The sequence below is a fragment of the Comamonas sp. FUJ_7 genome (genome assembly GCF_057369555.1).
In genome coordinates, this window is record NZ_JBXXZI010000007.1 from 25,556 (window position 1) to 40,766 (window position 15,211).

The window sequence follows — 15,211 nt, forward strand, 5'->3', positions numbered from 1 at the left end:
TTGAGGAGTTCAGAGGTTTTGATGCAAAAGCGAGGCCGGACTGACGCTGCTCTCGCTACTGCTTTCAATGGCCTTGAGAAATGAGCCCACCAGCAAGCTCTCGCTGCGCTCTTTCATGCAATAGACATAAGTTGTAGTGCTGGCCGGGTTGCCAGAAATGCGAACGGGTCTGAAGCGTGGGTCTGCAATGAACTCGGCTTCTGACACGGCACCAATGCCCAGGCCGCGGGCCACGGCCTCGCGTATGGCTTCGCGGCTGCCGATTTCTAGCTGAGTACGAGGCTTCACGCCTGCCGCTTGCAGTGCTTTTTCGATGGCTGTTCGGGTGGTGGAGCCTTGCTCACGCAGCAGCAGTGGCAGGCCGTTCAACTCTTCAATGCCTACCTGCTCGCGTCTGGCCAGAGGGTGGTCTACATGGGCAAACAAGATGATGGCGTGGCGGGCGTATTCACGCACCAGCAGCTCGGGGCGTTCATACAGACCGGCCAGTACGGCTACGTCCGTGGTGTAGTTCTCCAAGTCGTGCAGAACCTGCTGAGAGTTGCCCATGCGAATCGACAGCTTCATGCCTGGGTGGCGGGTGCTATAGGCCGCCACCATCTCGATGACATGAAATGGCCCCACGGCTCCGATCTTGAGCTCGCCCTGGTTGAGCTGGCCAGAGTCGCGCAAAAAAAATTCGGTTTCGGACTCCAGCGCCAGCAGCTTTTGTGCCAGTGTCATCAGCTTGTGGCCCGCTTGCGAGAGCGTCATGCGATAGCCCTGGCGGTGAAACAGCTCTATCTGGCTCTGGCGCTCCAGCGTGGCGATCTGACTGGAAATGGTGGGCTGACTTACGCCCAGAGCGCGGGCAGCTGCGCTCAGGCTGCCTTGCTGGGCCACGGCGATAAAGGCTCGGTAACGGGCGGTGCTCATGCAAATCTCATCTCAAGGTTTGATCTATGGAAGCTGTCAAAACTGATTCTGAAGCTTTCACATGACAGTCACATGTCGTCCCTAACATTTGCATCAAAGCACTGCATTGACGGTGCGAAGGCCACAAAAACAGGTGCATTGCAAGACGCAATTCAAGACACACCTGACCATGCATTTGCAAAGGATGACTTCATGACGATGACCCGCAAAACTTGGCTCAAAACCGCAGCCGCCAGCCTGACTCTGGTCGCCACCACTGGCGTGATGGCGCAGCAGCCCACGGAGCTGCGCGTGGGCTTGATTCCCTCCGAAGATGCGCAGGCCATGATGCGCGCCAGCCAGCAGGTGATGGACCAGCTGGCTGCCAAGACCGGCATGAAGGTCAAGCCTTTTGTGGCCAATGACTACAACGGTGTGATCGAGGCCATGCGCTCGGGCAAGATTGATGTGGCTTACTTTGGCCCCTTCTCCTATGTGCTGGCCAGCCAGCTGGCGAATGCCGAGGCCTTTGCCATTCCTGTGGCCAAGAAGTCGGGGCGCAGTGCTTACAACAGCATCATCATCAGCAAAAAAGACAAGGGCCTGAGCACCGTTGCCCAGCTGCAGGGCAAGACCTTTGCCTTTGTCGATCCCAGCTCGGCATCGGGTCACCTGTTTCCCAAGGCGGGGCTCAAGGTCGATGGCATTGATACCGACAAATACTTCTCCCGCGTAATCTTCTCGGGCTCGCATGACGCCAGCATCATGGCCGTGGCCAACGGCAAGGTGGATGCAGCGGCCGTGGCCGATCCCATCTTCCAGACGGCTGTGGCCAAAGGCCATGTGAAGGCGGAAGACTTCCAGATCATCTGGCGCTCCAAGGACATCCCCGAGTCGCCCATGGCCTGGCGCAAGAACCTTGATGAAGCCACCAAGAAAAAAGTGGCGGCTGCTCTGGCCGACATCAAAGGCCTTCCCTGGGGTGACCGTGGCGAGCTGAACGGTTTTGCGCCCACCAACGATCAAGCTTATGACGTGGTGCGCCAGACGGCCAAGGCGCTGAATCTGGACCTGGGGAAGATGAAATGATCACCATCCGCAATCTGCGCAAAAGCTATGGCAGCAACCATGTGCTGCACGGTATCGACATGGATGTGAAGGCCGGCGAGTTTGTGGTGATGCTGGGCCTGTCCGGTGCAGGCAAGTCCACCTTGCTGCGCTGCATGAATGGACTGAACCAGCCCGACAGCGGCACCTTGCAGGTGGGGGATATCAACCTCATGCAAAAGCATTCACGTCGCGAGCTGGCCCGCCATGTGGCCATGGTCTTCCAGCACCACAACCTGGTGCAGCGCCTGTCGGTGCGCAAGAACGTGCTCACAGGGCGGCTGGGGCAGGTGGGGACGCTGGCCTCGGTACTGCAACTGTTCAGGCAAAGTGATATTGATCTGGCCGACGAATGCCTGCAGCGTGTGGGTCTGGCCCACAAGGCCGACGAGCGCACCGAGGCGTTGTCTGGCGGGCAGATGCAGCGCGTGGGCATTGCACGGGCTCTTGCCCAGCAGCCTCAGGTGATTCTGGCTGACGAACCTGTAGCCAGCCTGGACCCCAAGACTGCACGCAGCGTGCTGCAGTACCTGCGCGATGCTACGCGTGAGCTGGGCATTGCTGTGGTCTGCAATCTGCACCAGGTGGATTACGCCAAAGAGTTTGGCGATCGCATCGTCGGCCTGTCCCAAGGGCGCATGGTGTTTGACGGTGTGCCAGCCCAGCTTGATGAGGCCGCACTGAATGCCATCTACAGCCACGAGCCGCAGGCTGCAGGTCACTCTGCCGAGCAGGGCGAAGTGGTGCCGACAGGTGGTGCCGGAGCAGGTCATTGGTTGCCTGGAGCGATGGCGCCCGTGATGACTCCCGTGACTCCCGCAGGAGGTCTGCAATGACTCATACCTTGAAACAAGCAGATCGCTGGCAGTGGACCGCAGGGCGACCTGAAGGCACGGGCGGCTGGCTGGGTTATGCCGCGCTGGCACTGGCCATTGGCTGGGTGCTGCACTGGAGTGCAGGTGGCGCGCAAATGAGCTGGGGTGAGCTGGCTGGCGGCATGCCGCAGATTGCGGACTTTCTGGCGCGCTCCGTACCGCCGGACTGGGAAATTCTGCCGCGCCTGTGGGCTCCTGCGCTGGAGACGATTCAGATCGCCATCTGGGGTACTTTGCTCAGCGTGATTCTGGCATTGCCGCTGGCCTTTATTGCCGCCAGCAATCTGCACAGCTGGCACTGGTTGCGCCGCATCACACGCCAGTTCATGAATGTGGTGCGCAGCATCAACGAGCTGATTCTGGCCCTGGTATTTGTCTCAGCCGTTGGCCTGGGCCCTTTCCCCGGTGTGCTGGCACTGGCTCTGCACGGCATGGGCATGCTGGCCAAGTTCTTTGCCGAGGCGATTGAGGAGATCGACGACGGCCCGCTGCAAGCCTTGCGCAGCGCCGGTGCCAGTCAGTTGCAAGTCATTGCCTTCGGCGTGGTGCCTCAGGTCATCACCGCCTGGATTGCCGTGGTTCTCTACCGCTTCGAGGTCAATCTGCGCTCTGCCACTGTTCTGGGCATGGTGGGGGCGGGCGGTCTGGGCTTTGAGCTGGTCAGCAGCCTCAAGCTGTTCCGCTATCAAGAGACCGCGACCTGCATCATCGTCATCACGGTGATGGTGATTGCGGCCGACATGGCTTCCAACTGGCTGCGCAGCCGCATTCAGCAAGGCGCACGCCACTGATGCCGCCGAGCGACTGAAACAGACCGGCTGAGCACTTGCTGCTCAGTCGTTCGAACTCCTGAAATATGAGCTGTAAGCGCTTGATGGATAAGCGCTTGGGGCTGATTTTGCCCAAAATTCTTTTGAAAGCTACTCCTGTGTGGACTTATCACAACCCCGTGCACATCACTGCTGGCAATGGCAGCCTGAACCAGCTGCCCGCGCTGCTGGCCGGACGCAAGTGTCTGCTGGTCACTTTCCCCGAGGCGCAAACCCTGGGTCTGGTCCAGCGCATGCAAGAAATGCTCGGAGCGCAACTCAAGGGTGTGATCGACTGCATCCAGCCCAACCCTGATGTGCAGTGGCTGGAGTCGCTGTACGAGCAGGTGCAGCGCGATCATGCCGATGTGCCGGTCATCGTTGCACTGGGTGGTGGCAGCGCTATTGATTCGGCCAAGGCTCTGATTTGCGCCACACCCGGCGGGCGCTTTGCCGACCTGCTCGCCGTGCTGAAGCAGGGGGCGCAGCTCGAGCCGGGAATGCACAAAGCCTTGATCGCCATTCCGACGACGGCGGGCACGGGCAGCGAAGTCACGCCCTGGGCCACGATCTGGGATCAGGCCGGGGAGCAAAAGTACTCGCTGCACCAGGCTTGCACCTGGCCCGAGGTCGCCATCATTGACGCAGAGCTGATGGCCAGTCTGCCCGCTGCTGCCACGCTGGCGTCGGGTCTGGATGCACTCTCGCATGCGCTGGAGTCGATCTGGAATGTGAACCGCAATGCGGTCTCCATGGCGCTGGCGGTTCAGTCGGCCCGCCGCACCATGGCCACGCTGCCTGCGCTGATGCAAGACCTGTCCAACGTGCAACTGCGTGCCGACATGGCGCAGGCCGCCTTGCTGGCAGGACTGGCCTTCTCCAACACCAAGACGGCGCTGGCGCATTCTTTGTCCTATGACATCACCTTGCAGCATGGTGTGCCCCATGGCCTGGCCTGCTCATTCAGCCTGCCACTGGTGCTGGAGATGGCACAGGGCGCGGACCCCGTTGCCGATGCGGCGCTGCTCTCCATCTTCGATGCCATGACGGCCGCCGTGGCGATTGAGCGCTTGCAAGGCTTTTTGCAAAGCCTGGGCGTTGCCACCGACCCTGCGCACTACGGCGTGCTGCCCGATGCCTGGCAGGCCATGGTGCAAAAAGCAGCCAGTGGCCCGCGCGGTCGCAACTTCATCCGCTCCCTTTAAACCCAAGCGTCACCACGATGTCTCCCTCTTGTTTGCTGCCATTGCCTGTTCAGAGTCAGGGCAAGACATCTTTCACCTTGTACAACCGTGATCCACTCTCAAGCCATGAACTCCAACGTCAACACCGAAACACAAGCCCTGTCCACAGTGTCCAGCGCCGCTGGGCTCGCAAGTTCCGCCGACTTGTCGCCGCTGCAAGCCGTCATTTTTGACTGGGCCGGTACGCTGGTGGACTTTGGCTCGCTCGCGCCTACACAGATTTTTGTCGAGGCATTTGCTACCTTCGGCATCACCATCACGCTGGAGCAAGCGCGTGGCCCCATGGGTCTGTCCAAGTGGGACCATATCCACCAGTTGCTGCAGGACGAAAGCATTGCAGCGCAGTGGCAGACAGCATTTGGTCGTGCGCCCAGCAATGAAGATGTGGATGCCATCTACGCCCGCTTCATGCCCATGCAGATTGCCAAGGTGGGCGAATTCTCGGCTCCCATAGCAGGCGCGGTACAGACACTGCAATGGCTGCGCGCCAATGGCCTGAAGATTGGCTCTTGCTCGGGCTATCCCCGTGAAGTGCTCAAGCAGCTGCTGCCGCAGGCCGAGGCCGCCGGCGTCAAGCCCGACTATGTGGTGGCGGGTGACGAGCTGGAAGCCGGTGGTCGCCCCGGTCCCTTCATGGCCCTGGCCAATGTGCTGGCGTTGGGCATTGGTGATGTACGTGCCTGTGTGAAGGTGGACGACACCGTGCCCGGCATTGAAGAAGGTCTGCGCGCAGGCATGTGGACCGTGGGTCTGAGCTTGTCGGGCAATGAAGTGGGTTATAGCGTGGCAGAGTTTGCCCAGGCTCCCAGAGAAGAGGTTGATGCCCGCGTGGCCGTAGCCGAAGCCAAACTCAAAAAGGCGGGGGCCCATTACGTGGTGCGCAGCGTGGCCGATCTGCCAGCAGTGCTGGCGCAGATTTCTGCCGATATGCGTGCAGGCAAGATGCCCTTCTGAGCATTGCTGGAGTAGGGGAGAAAAGCCTCAGCCTTTGGGCTGGGGCTTTTTTGATGGTGGGCTCAGCGGTTTCGGTCGATTTTGCTGGGCAGGATGGATTGAACTGCGTGCCACTGGCCGGCAGGCCGTGGACGAATCCGACACAATTCGCCCATGACTTCTCAAGAACAACCGCGCAACCCTCTGCATGGGCTGACGCTGGAGCGCATTCTCACCGACCTGGTCGATTACTACGGCTGGCGCGAGCTGGGACGGCGGGTGCCGGTGCGCTGCTTTACTTCGGACCCCAGCATTTCATCGAGCCTGAAATTTTTGCGCAAGACGCCCTGGGCGCGCGAGAAAGTCGAGCAGCTTTATGTGCAGACCCAGCGCGAATATGAGCGCTCGCAGCAGCGCCGCTCATACTGATTGAGCGTCCTGCCGACGCTGGCCTGTTAGAACTGGTGACGCATGCCCAGGCCCATGGTGCGGAAGCTGTTGAACTGAGCGGCCCAGAGGCCGGGGAGGCTTTGCATGCCGGGGCCACTGTTATCGTGGCCATAGAAGGCATAAACCTTGGTGCGACGGCTCAGGTTGTAGTGGTATGCCAGCAGCCACTGGGTGCTGCTGTATTTTGCGTGCTCGGTGGCGGGCAGGCGGCCATCCATAGCTTCGATGGTGTAGGAGCCTTTTCTGTAACCGATGCTGGCGTGAAAATCTGACGCTCCCGAGACATATTTGCCTGCGATGCGCAGCGTATTGCGGTGGTTGTGACTGCGCTCGATGCCAGGCCAGTTGTCACGGCCTTCGTCGCGCTGGTAGTAGGCACCTAGCGCCCAGACACCGTTGTCATAACTGGCACGCAGAGAGTAGGTCTTGTCCTTGATGCTGTCTCCGTACACATCCCCTTTGAGCTGGCTCTGAGAGTAGCCCAGACCCAGACCCCAGGGCCCCAGGTCATAGCGCAGCCCCAGATCCACCCCGTCGCGGTGCTTGAGGTCGTCGACCCAGACTTTTTTTTCACCAAAACGGTATTGCAGCTCGGCGCTCAGCCCCGCCAGATTGGGTGTGCGATAGGCCAGTACATTGGAGTGAGAGCTGGTGTTGGCGAAGCTGTCCATGGTGGAGCCTGCGTTGTCGTTGTGCCAGCTAATTGCCTGTGCAGTTGCCTCGTACGATGCGCGCTTGAAGGAGCCCAGTCGCAAGGCGCCGAAGCCGCCAGCCAGATTCACCTCGCTGCGGCGCTTGAAGTTGAGAGTGTCATCCGAGCCGTATTGGTCAGCGCCGCTGCCGCTGTCAACATTGATGGCTGACTCCAGCACAAAGCCAGCCTTGAGACCACCGCCCAGATCTTCCTGTCCGCGCAAGCCTAGGTATGAGCCATTGCTGGCCAGGCCCGATGCTTTTTTGCTGCCGTGTTTTTGGTGCTCAACCGAGACGTCGATAAGGCCGTAGAGTGAAACATGGCTCTGTGCCAGCGCTGCGCCTGCGGTGCAGAAGGCAGCCAGTGCCAAAGAAGTACGAGAGATGGCTTTCATGGATTCCTCTGAAGGACTTTGGGGTATGCCGGACGCAGGCGTGAGCGGCGCCAGGAAAAGTACAAAAAGGAATTGTAGAAATTGGATTGTTTTGTAACATTCGTCCCGTTTCGTCGCTTTCAATCTCAGGCTGACTTGGGCAAAGGTGCTTAACGCTGCAGACACCAGCCTGGAGGACATCATGCGCCGTGCAGATCAGGCCTTGTACGGCGCCAAGGCGCAGCAGGGTAGACGTCGGATGTTCATGGACAGCCAGCGCGCAGCTGATCGTGCTCAGCTTTGAGCCTGTCTTGGTACTTGCTCTTTGAGCGCGCCCCTGTGATCGCTTTGAAGCGAGCGCTGCCAAAGCGATATTGAAAAAGGGCACCCTCAGGTGCCCCGGTAACTTCAGCAGATCAGATGCCGGAATCAGGCGCCGAGCTGCTGCGCGTGGTGGCGCAGATGGTCGTCGATAAAGCTCTGAATGAAGTAGTAGCCGTGGTCGTAGCCCGCATGCTGGCGCAGCGTGAGTGGTTGGGCGGCTTTGGCGCAGGCGGCCTCAAAGGCTTCGGGTAGCAGCTGCTTTTCGATCAGGAATTTGTCGGCCAATCCCTGGTCGATCAAGATGCCTGCGGGGTAGGGAGCCGACGTCTGTGCAGCCATCAGCTCGCTGGCGTCATGCTTGGCCCACTCGGCTTTGTCCTCGCCCAGGTAACCTGTGAAAGCCTTTTGGCCCCAAGGGCAGTTGACAGGATTGGTGATCGGCGCGAAAGCAGACACCGACTTGAACTTGCCGGGATGGCGCAGTGCCAGGGTCAGCGCACCATGGCCGCCCATGCTGTGGCCAAAGATGCCCAGGCGCTTCAGATCCACAGGCAGCTTGCTGCCCACCAGGGGCAGCAAGTCGTTGAGGATGTAGCTTTCCATGCGCCAGTGCAGTGCCCAAGGCTTGGTGCTGGCATCCAGATAAAAACCTGCACCTACACCAAAGTCCCAGCTGTCGGCCTCGCCCGCCAGACCTGCACCGCGTGGGCTGGTGTCGGGGCAAATCAGCGCGACGTTCAGCTCGGCCGCCAGACGCTGGGCTCCGGCCTTGATCATGAACGTCTCTTCGGTACAGGTCAGCCCCGCCAGATAGAGCAGCGCAGGAACCTTCTCACCCATGACAGCTTTGGGCGGCAGGTAGACCGAGAACTTCATGTTCAGACCGATCTCACTGGAGAAGTGCTCGTAATAGCGCTGTGCACCGCCAAAGCAGGCGTGGGCGTTCTTGAGTTCCATGGTGGCTACTCCTAAAAGAAAAGCTGCTTGCGCTTATTAATAAAGCGTTTGCAGCAGTTTTGTATCTGAAAACCAATCAAAGCATGCGCAAGCAGCTATGAAATTTAAAGTGCTTAAAACTGGCGCTACCCAAGCCAAGGACAGCGAGCAAGGGGCGCCCCGCAGCGAGGCTGTCGTCCCCCTCCCGTAGCGCGCAGCGCGTAGAGAGAGGGGGAAGGCGCAAAGCGCCTCAGGGGGAGCTAGTTACTCCGCGTCAGCGTAGTTAACAACGCTTCGAATCGACTTGCCTTCGTGCATCAGATCAAACGCTTCGTTGATCTTGGCCAGCCCCATGGTGTGGGTGACAAAGGGTTCGAGCTGGATCTTGCCGCTCATGGCGTCTTCCACCATGCCGGGCAGTTCGCTGCGGCCCTTGACGCCACCAAAGGCAGTGCCCATCCACTTGCGGCCGGTGACCAGCTGGAAGGGGCGGGTAGAGATTTCCTGGCCCGCACCGGCCACGCCGATGATGACCGACTGGCCCCAGCCGCGGTGCGCGCATTCCAGCGCGGCACGCATGACTTGTGTGTTGCCGATGCACTCGAAGCTGTGGTCCACACCCCAGCCCGTCATCTCGACGATGACTTGCTGGATGGGCTTGTCAAAGTCCTTGGGGTTGATGCAGTCGGTCGCACCAAAAGTCTTGGCCAGCTCGAACTTGCTGGGGTTGGTGTCGATGGCGATGATGCGGCCAGCCTTGGCCATCTTGGCACCCTGGATCACAGCCAGGCCGATGCCGCCCAGACCGAACACGGCCACGGTGTCACCTTCTTGCACCTTGGCGGTGTTCTTGACGGCACCCAGGCCGGTGGTCACACCGCAGCCCAGCAGGCAGACCTGCTCGGGGTTGGCGTCGGGGTTGATCTTGGCCAGCGACACAGCGGCCACCACGGTGTATTCAGAGAAGGTGGAGCAGCCCATGTAGTGGTAGATGGGCTCGCCGTTGTAGCTGAAACGGGTGGTGCCGTCGGGCATCACACCCTTGCCCTGCGTGGCGCGCACGGCGGTGCACAGGTTGGTCTTGCCGCTCTTGCAGAACAGGCATTCGCCGCATTCGGCGGTGTAGAGGGGGATGACGTGGTCGCCGGGCTGGACGCTGGTCACGCCTTCGCCCACTTCCACCACAATGCCGGCGCCTTCGTGGCCCAGCACGGCGGGAAAGATGCCTTCGGGGTCATCACCACTCAGGGTAAAGGCATCGGTGTGGCAGACGCCGGTGTGGGTGATCTTGACCAGCACTTCGCCGGCCTTGGGGGGAGCCACGTCGATTTCGACGATTTGCAGAGGTTCTCCGGCTTTGAAGGCTACGGCGGCGCGTGATTTCATGATGGTCTTTCTATGGAAGGCGGGGAGGGCGAGGCACATGGCTGTGCGTCGCTTTGCGAAAGCCCAACTTTAGAGCATGTGGCAGTGCCTATGAATGCGGATGGCCGCAGGGGCGGGTTCGTTGGCCGCAGATCAAGGTGCGAGGCTGGGTTTTAGAGCGGTTAACACAGCCCAGCAAATCGAAGATTTGCGGTTGAGACGAGGCGCGAAGCCGCAGGCAGTACAAAAGTACGACAAGGCGAAGCAACGATGTATCAAGGGCTGTGTGAGCGGGGCTTAGTCTTCGTTGCTGGGCTGCAGCGGCCCCCAGACCTGGGCTTGAGCCTCGGCCGGGCCTGTCTCGGTATAGGCGGGCTTGACCTCGATGGGGCCCTGATGGTTGCACTCCACCACCGCCCACTGGCTGGGCTTGAAGCGTGCGTCAGGCCCGTCGGGCTCGGGCTTGCCAAATTCAGCCACGATGTCGTAGTCGATCAGTGGCACATTGAAGCGCGCCAGCTGGCCTTTTTTGCAGTCGAGGTAAGGGCGGGATGGGTCAAGCACCCAGGCGCCATAGCCGTCATTGACCGTGCCGTCGAAATGAAACACCGGGCTGATGCGCTGGTCGCGGTCCAGCTCCAGTTCATGTCCATTCATCGCAATGGCCCAGACCCCCGCTACCTGCACCGGATGGGCAAAGCGCACCGCATCCAGTCGGTTCATGCGCAGCGGGCGCTGGGGCTCGCCGTTGTCAAAGGCGTCATAGCGGTTGATCAGGCTGCCCTTGGGAATTAGCAGCTCGCCATATTGAAAGTCCTGCGGCAGCACAAACTGCTGGCGGCTTTGGCGGTAGTGGGTCTCCAGCGTGAATTGGCGGTCGAACTCATAGGTCTTGTACAGCAAAAACAAGCCCCAGATGCCACCGGCGGCCACCAGCAGCGCCACCGTGATGGTGCTGGCACGCCAAAAGCGTCGGCGTTGCGCTTTGGGTAGATGGTGATTGCGGGACCGCCAAAGCGCGGCATAGCTCAATAGGCCGACGCCCAGCAACAGGGCCAGAAATGGCGACAGCAGCAGCAAAAGCTGGGGCCAGGAAAATAACGGACCAGGAATCATGAGTTTTTCGCGTTGCAGATCGGGATTCCCCAACTGTAGCGATGGTTGCCTTGTCTCTAGGGAAGGTGAGAGGCACGGTCTGCGTATAGTCGGAGCAATCTGCTGCGGTGTGTTTCATGAAAATGACCTGCAGCGCAATATCCACCTGCGTTTTAAGCTCTCTTTTTGATATGGAACATCGCCACGCTGGTGCCCATCGCATTGATCTGATTGTCTATCCCGGTTTCAAATCGCTGGAAGCCATTGGCCCCATGTCGGTGTTTGATTACGCCAATATTCATCTGCGAGCCCGAGGGCAGCAGGACGGTTATGAAGTGCGCATCACTGCGGCGGAACAAGGCCCTGTTCCATCGGACACGCTGATGACGCTGCAGGCCACGCAGTCTTTGGCGGGCCTGACCGAGCAGGGCACGGGCTGTACGGTCATCGTCGTGGGCTCGCGCCATATCGAGCAGGTGCTCGATAGTTCTGCGCAACTGGTGCAATGGCTCAAGGCGATGGCAGCCCAGGTGCCGCGTCTGATTGCACTGTGCTCGGGCAGCTTTTTTTTGGCGGAGGCCGGCTTACTGGATGGCCGCCGTGCGGCCACGCACTGGAGTGTGGCCAAGACCCTTGCCCAGCGCTATCCGCGTGTGCAGGTGGACGCCGATGCCATTTATGTGCGCGATGACGTCAAGGATGCTGATGGAGAGCGCCAGCTGTGGACTTCGGCGGGAGTGACCGCTGGCATCGACCTGGCGCTGGCGGTGGTGGAGCAGGATTTTGGCCACGCGCTGGCGCTGGAGGTGGCGCGCGATCTGGTGATGTATCTCAAGCGCCCCGGTGGTCAATCACAGTTCAGTGTTCCCCTTGCGGCGCAGTCCACCCAGCACCGCGGAGTACAGGCGGTGCAGCAATGGGTGCTCACTCACATGGATCAGCGCTTGACCCTGGCGCAGATGGCGGAGCAGGCGGCGATGAGCGAGCGGCACTTCCGCCGGGTGTTTCAGCAGGAAACGGGGCAGAGCCCGTCTGCCTTTGTGGAAAACGCCCGGCTGGAGGCCGCCAAGCAGTTGCTGGAGACGCAAAGCCAGTGGCCATTGAAAACGGTGGCTGCGCATATCGGTCTGGGGTCGGAGCAGGCGCTGCGCCATTTGTTTGTCAAAAAACTGGGCATTACTCCGGTGGCCTATCGGGAACGCTTTGGCGATTAGGGCTAGTTTGCTTTAACAGCCATAAAAAGCCGGTTCACAAGGACGGCTTTCTATATATGTGATTGACGCTCATGGGTAAGTGAGCATGCGCATCTGTTGCTGATTGCAACTTCTATAATCGCGACGCCATCGCTGCAGGTGGTTTTGATTCTCTGCGGCGATACACGCGAGAGACCGGTGACTCAGGAGCAGCGCCGACATCTGCCCTCATCGATGCGATGAGCGCGTGTCACGAATTCCAGCTATCTAAAAATTACCATGAGCAGTATTGCTATTTCATCCATTCTGGTGGTCCTCAGCATTGTGGCCATCATCTACCTCACCTCCAAGGTGAAGTTCAGCGTCTTCGGGTCGCTGTTCGCTGTGTCTCTGGCGCTGGCGCTGGGTTCGGGCATGCCGCTGGACAAGGTGATCAATACCTTGAAGAGCAGCTTTGGCAATACGCTTGGCGGCATCTCCTTTATCATTATTTTTGGTGCGGCCATTGCGGTGTGCATGCAAAAAAGCGGCGGTGCCCTGAGCATTGCCAGCCACATTCTGAAACTGGCGGGCAAGGGCAATGCCAAGGCCGCCATGGCATGGACGGGCTTCATCCCCGGCCTGACCATCTTCTGTGACACCGGCTACATCATCCTGAGCGGCATTGCGCGCAGCGTCAGTGCCAACTCCAAGACCTCGATGCCCTTGATTGCGGCCGTCATGGGCTCTTCCCTGTTCGTGGTGCACTGCCTGGTGCCTACCCACCCTGGTGCGCTGGCAGCGGCGACTACGCTGAACGCGAATCTGGGCCTGCTGGTGCTGGCCTCTATCGCTTTTGCCATTCCCGGCATGCTGGCCGCTTATTACTGGGCTGGCCTGATGGACAAGGGCCAGAACTACGCCCCTGCCGAAGCTGATGAAGGTACTGATGAACTGTCGCAGCGCGATCTGCCCAAGTTCTCGCATGCTCTGCTGCCCGTGGTGCTGCCCCTGGTGCTGATTTCGATCTCCACACTGCTGACCACACTGGGCATGAAGGACGGCGCGGCCACCTTCTTCCACTTCCTGGGCAACCCCGTGATGGCTCTGCTGGTGGGCATGCTGTGCGGCATCTGGCTGCTGATGCAGCATGGTGGCAAAAAGGGTGACTTCACCAACGTGCTGGAAGAGGCCATCGTCAAGGCCGGCCCCATTCTGATCATCACCGCTGCTGGCGGCATGTTTGGTGCCGTGATCAAGGAAACCGGTGTGGGCAACGCACTGGGTGAAGTGCTGGGTGGAGCCTCCGTGGGCCTGCTGGTGCCTTTCATCATTGCGGCACTGCTCAAGACTGCGCAGGGCTCCTCCACTGTGGCAGCGCTGACCAGCGCGGCCATCATCGCTCCCAGCATGGCCACGTTTGGCCTGGATTCCGAACTGGGTCGCATGTTCGCCGTGCTGGCCATTGGCGCCGGCTCCATGGTGGCATCGCACGCCAATGACTCCTACTTCTGGGTGGTGACCAAGTTCTCCAACATCGAGATGCAGCAATCGCTGCGCGTGTTCTCCTCCTCGACCATGGTGATGGGGGGGGTGACCTTTGCCTGCATCTGGCTGGCCAGCGCCTTCATGCTGTAAGCCTGCCACCGTTCTTTGCGCTGCACGCATGTCGCTTGTGGTGCATGGCCTGCGGCTTCGAGTCTGACTTTCTCTGTGTAATGAGCAAGGCAAGCGTTCGAAGCCGCAGCCGTTTGCGAAAGCCGAATTCATGAAAATCGTCATTGCCCCCGACTCCTACAAGGAAAGCCTGTCCGCGCTGGAAGTGGCCACGCAGATTGAACTGGGCTTCAAGGAAATCTTCCCCAACGCCCAATATGTCAAAGTGCCCATGGCCGATGGCGGCGAAGGCACGGTGCAGGCCATGGTTGAAGCCACACAGGGCCGCCGCATCGAAGTGGAGGTGACCGACCCGCTGGGCCGGCGCATCACCGGTTTCTATGGCCTGACCGGTAATGGCCAGACCGCCATGATCGAAATGGCGGCAGCCAGCGGTCTGGCTCTGGTGCCCCCGGCGCAGCGCAACCCCAACGTGACGACCAGCTATGGCACGGGCGAGCTGATTACCGCTGCACTTGATGCCGGTGCGCGACATCTGATTCTGGGCATTGGCGGCAGCGCCACCAACGACGCTGGTGCAGGCATGTTGCAGGCGCTAGGTGTCAAGCTGCTGGATGCAAAAGGTGCCGAGCTGGCCCGTGGTGGCGCAGCGCTGGCGCAACTGGCAAGCATTGATGTGACGGCGCTGGATGCCCGTCTGGCTCAGTGTCAGATCGAGGTGGCCTGCGACGTGGACAACCCGCTGACCGGTGAGCGCGGTGCATCGGCCATCTTTGGCCCGCAAAAAGGCGCAACGCCAGAGATGGTGCAGTCGCTGGATGCCGCACTCAAACATTTCGCCAACATCATCCAGAGTGATCTGGGTGTGGATGTCGACGCTGTGGCTGGCGCTGGAGCTGCAGGCGGCATGGGTGCGGCCATGATGGCTTTCTTGAAGGGGCAACTGCGCCCCGGCTGCGAGATCATCGCCAAGGCCGTGGGCTTGGATGAGGTGGTGCGGGACGCCGATCTGGTCATCACTGGCGAAGGTCGCATCGATCACCAGACCATCTTTGGCAAGACACCGCACGGCGTGGCCACGGTGGCCAAGCGCCATGGCAAGCCGGTGATCGGCATTGCGGGCAGCCTGGGTGCGAATGCTCATGTGGTGCATGAGCACGGCCTTGACGCCATCACCAGTGTGCTGGCCAGTATCTGTGATCTGTCGCAGGCCCTGGCAGAGGCAGAGCACAACGTGCGCTCCAGCGCGCGCAATGTGGCGGCCTTGCTGGCCATGGGGCAGGGCCTGGGACTGACGCGCTGACGCTGGAGACAGTCCCCCTG

Annotated in this window: 14 protein-coding genes; 9 read left to right on the top strand and 5 right to left on the bottom strand. The window is 60.3% G+C overall.

Annotated elements, in window-relative coordinates; translation table 11 throughout:
* Positions 1 to 9: 9 nt before the first annotated feature.
* Complete coding sequence (locus AC2I9W_RS11760) at positions 10 to 915, bottom strand: LysR substrate-binding domain-containing protein (protein ID WP_486410144.1); 906 nt, start codon at positions 913 to 915, stop codon at positions 10 to 12.
* Positions 916 to 1,107: 192 nt separating this feature from the next.
* On the opposite strand from AC2I9W_RS11760, the gene phnD reads away from it, so the two are divergent.
* The 6 genes from phnD (at position 1,108) to AC2I9W_RS11790 (ending at position 6,291) form a co-directional block, all read left to right on the top strand.
* Entirely contained in the window at positions 1,108 to 1,983 is an 876-nt protein-coding gene (gene phnD, locus AC2I9W_RS11765) for a phosphonate ABC transporter substrate-binding protein (RefSeq protein WP_486410145.1), read from the top strand.
* A complete protein-coding gene (gene phnC, locus AC2I9W_RS11770) occupies positions 1,980 to 2,837 on the top strand; it encodes a phosphonate ABC transporter ATP-binding protein (protein ID WP_486410146.1) in 858 nt (285 codons plus the stop codon). The genes phnD and phnC overlap by 4 nt, the downstream gene beginning before the upstream one ends.
* Positions 2,834 to 3,667 (top strand): phosphonate ABC transporter, permease protein PhnE, encoded by an 834-nt coding sequence (gene phnE, locus AC2I9W_RS11775; RefSeq protein ID WP_486410147.1) that lies wholly within the window; start codon positions 2,834 to 2,836, stop codon positions 3,665 to 3,667. Before phnC ends, phnE begins: the two co-directional genes overlap by 4 nt.
* A 137-nt stretch (positions 3,668 to 3,804) precedes the next feature.
* Complete coding sequence (gene psrA, locus AC2I9W_RS11780; protein ID WP_486410308.1) at positions 3,805 to 4,890, top strand: iron-containing alcohol dehydrogenase PsrA; 1,086 nt, start codon at positions 3,805 to 3,807, stop codon at positions 4,888 to 4,890.
* Between the two features lie 105 nt (positions 4,891 to 4,995).
* On the top strand, positions 4,996 to 5,883 hold the full coding sequence (gene phnX, locus AC2I9W_RS11785) for a phosphonoacetaldehyde hydrolase (RefSeq protein ID WP_486410309.1): 888 nt from the start codon (positions 4,996 to 4,998) through the stop codon (positions 5,881 to 5,883).
* Positions 5,884 to 6,036: 153 nt separating this feature from the next.
* Positions 6,037 to 6,291 (top strand): VF530 family protein, encoded by a 255-nt coding sequence (locus AC2I9W_RS11790; RefSeq protein ID WP_486410148.1) that lies wholly within the window; start codon positions 6,037 to 6,039, stop codon positions 6,289 to 6,291.
* A 26-nt stretch (positions 6,292 to 6,317) separates the two neighbouring features.
* Here AC2I9W_RS11790 and AC2I9W_RS11795 read toward each other — a convergent pair whose 3' ends face one another.
* From AC2I9W_RS11795 to AC2I9W_RS11810, 4 genes are all read right to left on the bottom strand, one after another.
* On the bottom strand, positions 6,318 to 7,400 hold the full coding sequence (locus AC2I9W_RS11795; RefSeq protein WP_486410149.1) for a porin: 1,083 nt from the start codon (positions 7,398 to 7,400) through the stop codon (positions 6,318 to 6,320).
* A gap of 408 nt (positions 7,401 to 7,808) precedes the next feature.
* A complete protein-coding gene (gene fghA / locus AC2I9W_RS11800) occupies positions 7,809 to 8,660 on the bottom strand; it encodes an S-formylglutathione hydrolase (protein WP_486410150.1) in 852 nt (283 codons plus the stop codon).
* Between the two features lie 243 nt (positions 8,661 to 8,903).
* Entirely contained in the window at positions 8,904 to 10,025 is a 1,122-nt protein-coding gene (locus AC2I9W_RS11805) for an S-(hydroxymethyl)glutathione dehydrogenase/class III alcohol dehydrogenase (RefSeq protein WP_486410151.1), read from the bottom strand.
* A gap of 276 nt (positions 10,026 to 10,301) precedes the next feature.
* Positions 10,302 to 11,120, bottom strand: coding sequence for a hypothetical protein (locus AC2I9W_RS11810; RefSeq protein ID WP_486410152.1), 819 nt, complete (start codon positions 11,118 to 11,120; stop codon positions 10,302 to 10,304).
* Between the two features lie 170 nt (positions 11,121 to 11,290).
* On the opposite strand from AC2I9W_RS11810, the gene AC2I9W_RS11815 reads away from it, so the two are divergent.
* The 3 genes from AC2I9W_RS11815 to AC2I9W_RS11825 all read left to right on the top strand — a co-directional run bounded on the left by AC2I9W_RS11815 (position 11,291) and on the right by AC2I9W_RS11825 (position 15,191).
* The gene (locus AC2I9W_RS11815; RefSeq protein WP_486410153.1) at positions 11,291 to 12,313 is read left to right on the top strand and encodes a GlxA family transcriptional regulator; all 1,023 of its coding nucleotides are present in this window, start codon (positions 11,291 to 11,293) and stop codon (positions 12,311 to 12,313) included.
* 258 nt (positions 12,314 to 12,571) lie between these two features.
* The gene (locus tag AC2I9W_RS11820; protein WP_486410154.1) at positions 12,572 to 13,909 is read left to right on the top strand and encodes a GntP family permease; all 1,338 of its coding nucleotides are present in this window, start codon (positions 12,572 to 12,574) and stop codon (positions 13,907 to 13,909) included.
* A 130-nt stretch (positions 13,910 to 14,039) separates the two neighbouring features.
* Positions 14,040 to 15,191, top strand: coding sequence for a glycerate kinase (locus AC2I9W_RS11825; RefSeq protein ID WP_486410155.1), 1,152 nt, complete (start codon positions 14,040 to 14,042; stop codon positions 15,189 to 15,191).
* The last annotated feature ends 20 nt before the right edge of the window (positions 15,192 to 15,211 follow it).

What these genes read in the sequence shown, in the direction of transcription:
- AC2I9W_RS11805 (WP_486410151.1), bottom strand. Translation starts at nt 10,025, where the DNA reads ATGAAATCACGCGCCGCCGTAGCCTTCAAAGCCGGAGAACCTCTGCAA.
- phnE (WP_486410147.1), top strand. Translation starts at nt 2,834, where the DNA reads ATGACTCATACCTTGAAACAAGCAGATCGCTGGCAGTGGACCGCAGGG.
- AC2I9W_RS11760 (WP_486410144.1), bottom strand. Translation starts at nt 915, where the DNA reads ATGAGCACCGCCCGTTACCGAGCCTTTATCGCCGTGGCCCAGCAAGGC.
- AC2I9W_RS11795 (WP_486410149.1), bottom strand. Translation starts at nt 7,400, where the DNA reads ATGAAAGCCATCTCTCGTACTTCTTTGGCACTGGCTGCCTTCTGCACC.
- phnC (WP_486410146.1), top strand. Translation starts at nt 1,980, where the DNA reads ATGATCACCATCCGCAATCTGCGCAAAAGCTATGGCAGCAACCATGTG.
- AC2I9W_RS11825 (WP_486410155.1), top strand. Translation starts at nt 14,040, where the DNA reads ATGAAAATCGTCATTGCCCCCGACTCCTACAAGGAAAGCCTGTCCGCG.
- AC2I9W_RS11790 (WP_486410148.1), top strand. Translation starts at nt 6,037, where the DNA reads ATGACTTCTCAAGAACAACCGCGCAACCCTCTGCATGGGCTGACGCTG.
- AC2I9W_RS11815 (WP_486410153.1), top strand. Translation starts at nt 11,291, where the DNA reads ATGGAACATCGCCACGCTGGTGCCCATCGCATTGATCTGATTGTCTAT.
- phnD (WP_486410145.1), top strand. Translation starts at nt 1,108, where the DNA reads ATGACGATGACCCGCAAAACTTGGCTCAAAACCGCAGCCGCCAGCCTG.
- AC2I9W_RS11810 (WP_486410152.1), bottom strand. Translation starts at nt 11,120, where the DNA reads ATGATTCCTGGTCCGTTATTTTCCTGGCCCCAGCTTTTGCTGCTGCTG.
- phnX (WP_486410309.1), top strand. Translation starts at nt 4,996, where the DNA reads ATGAACTCCAACGTCAACACCGAAACACAAGCCCTGTCCACAGTGTCC.
- fghA (WP_486410150.1), bottom strand. Translation starts at nt 8,660, where the DNA reads ATGGAACTCAAGAACGCCCACGCCTGCTTTGGCGGTGCACAGCGCTAT.
- AC2I9W_RS11820 (WP_486410154.1), top strand. Translation starts at nt 12,572, where the DNA reads ATGAGCAGTATTGCTATTTCATCCATTCTGGTGGTCCTCAGCATTGTG.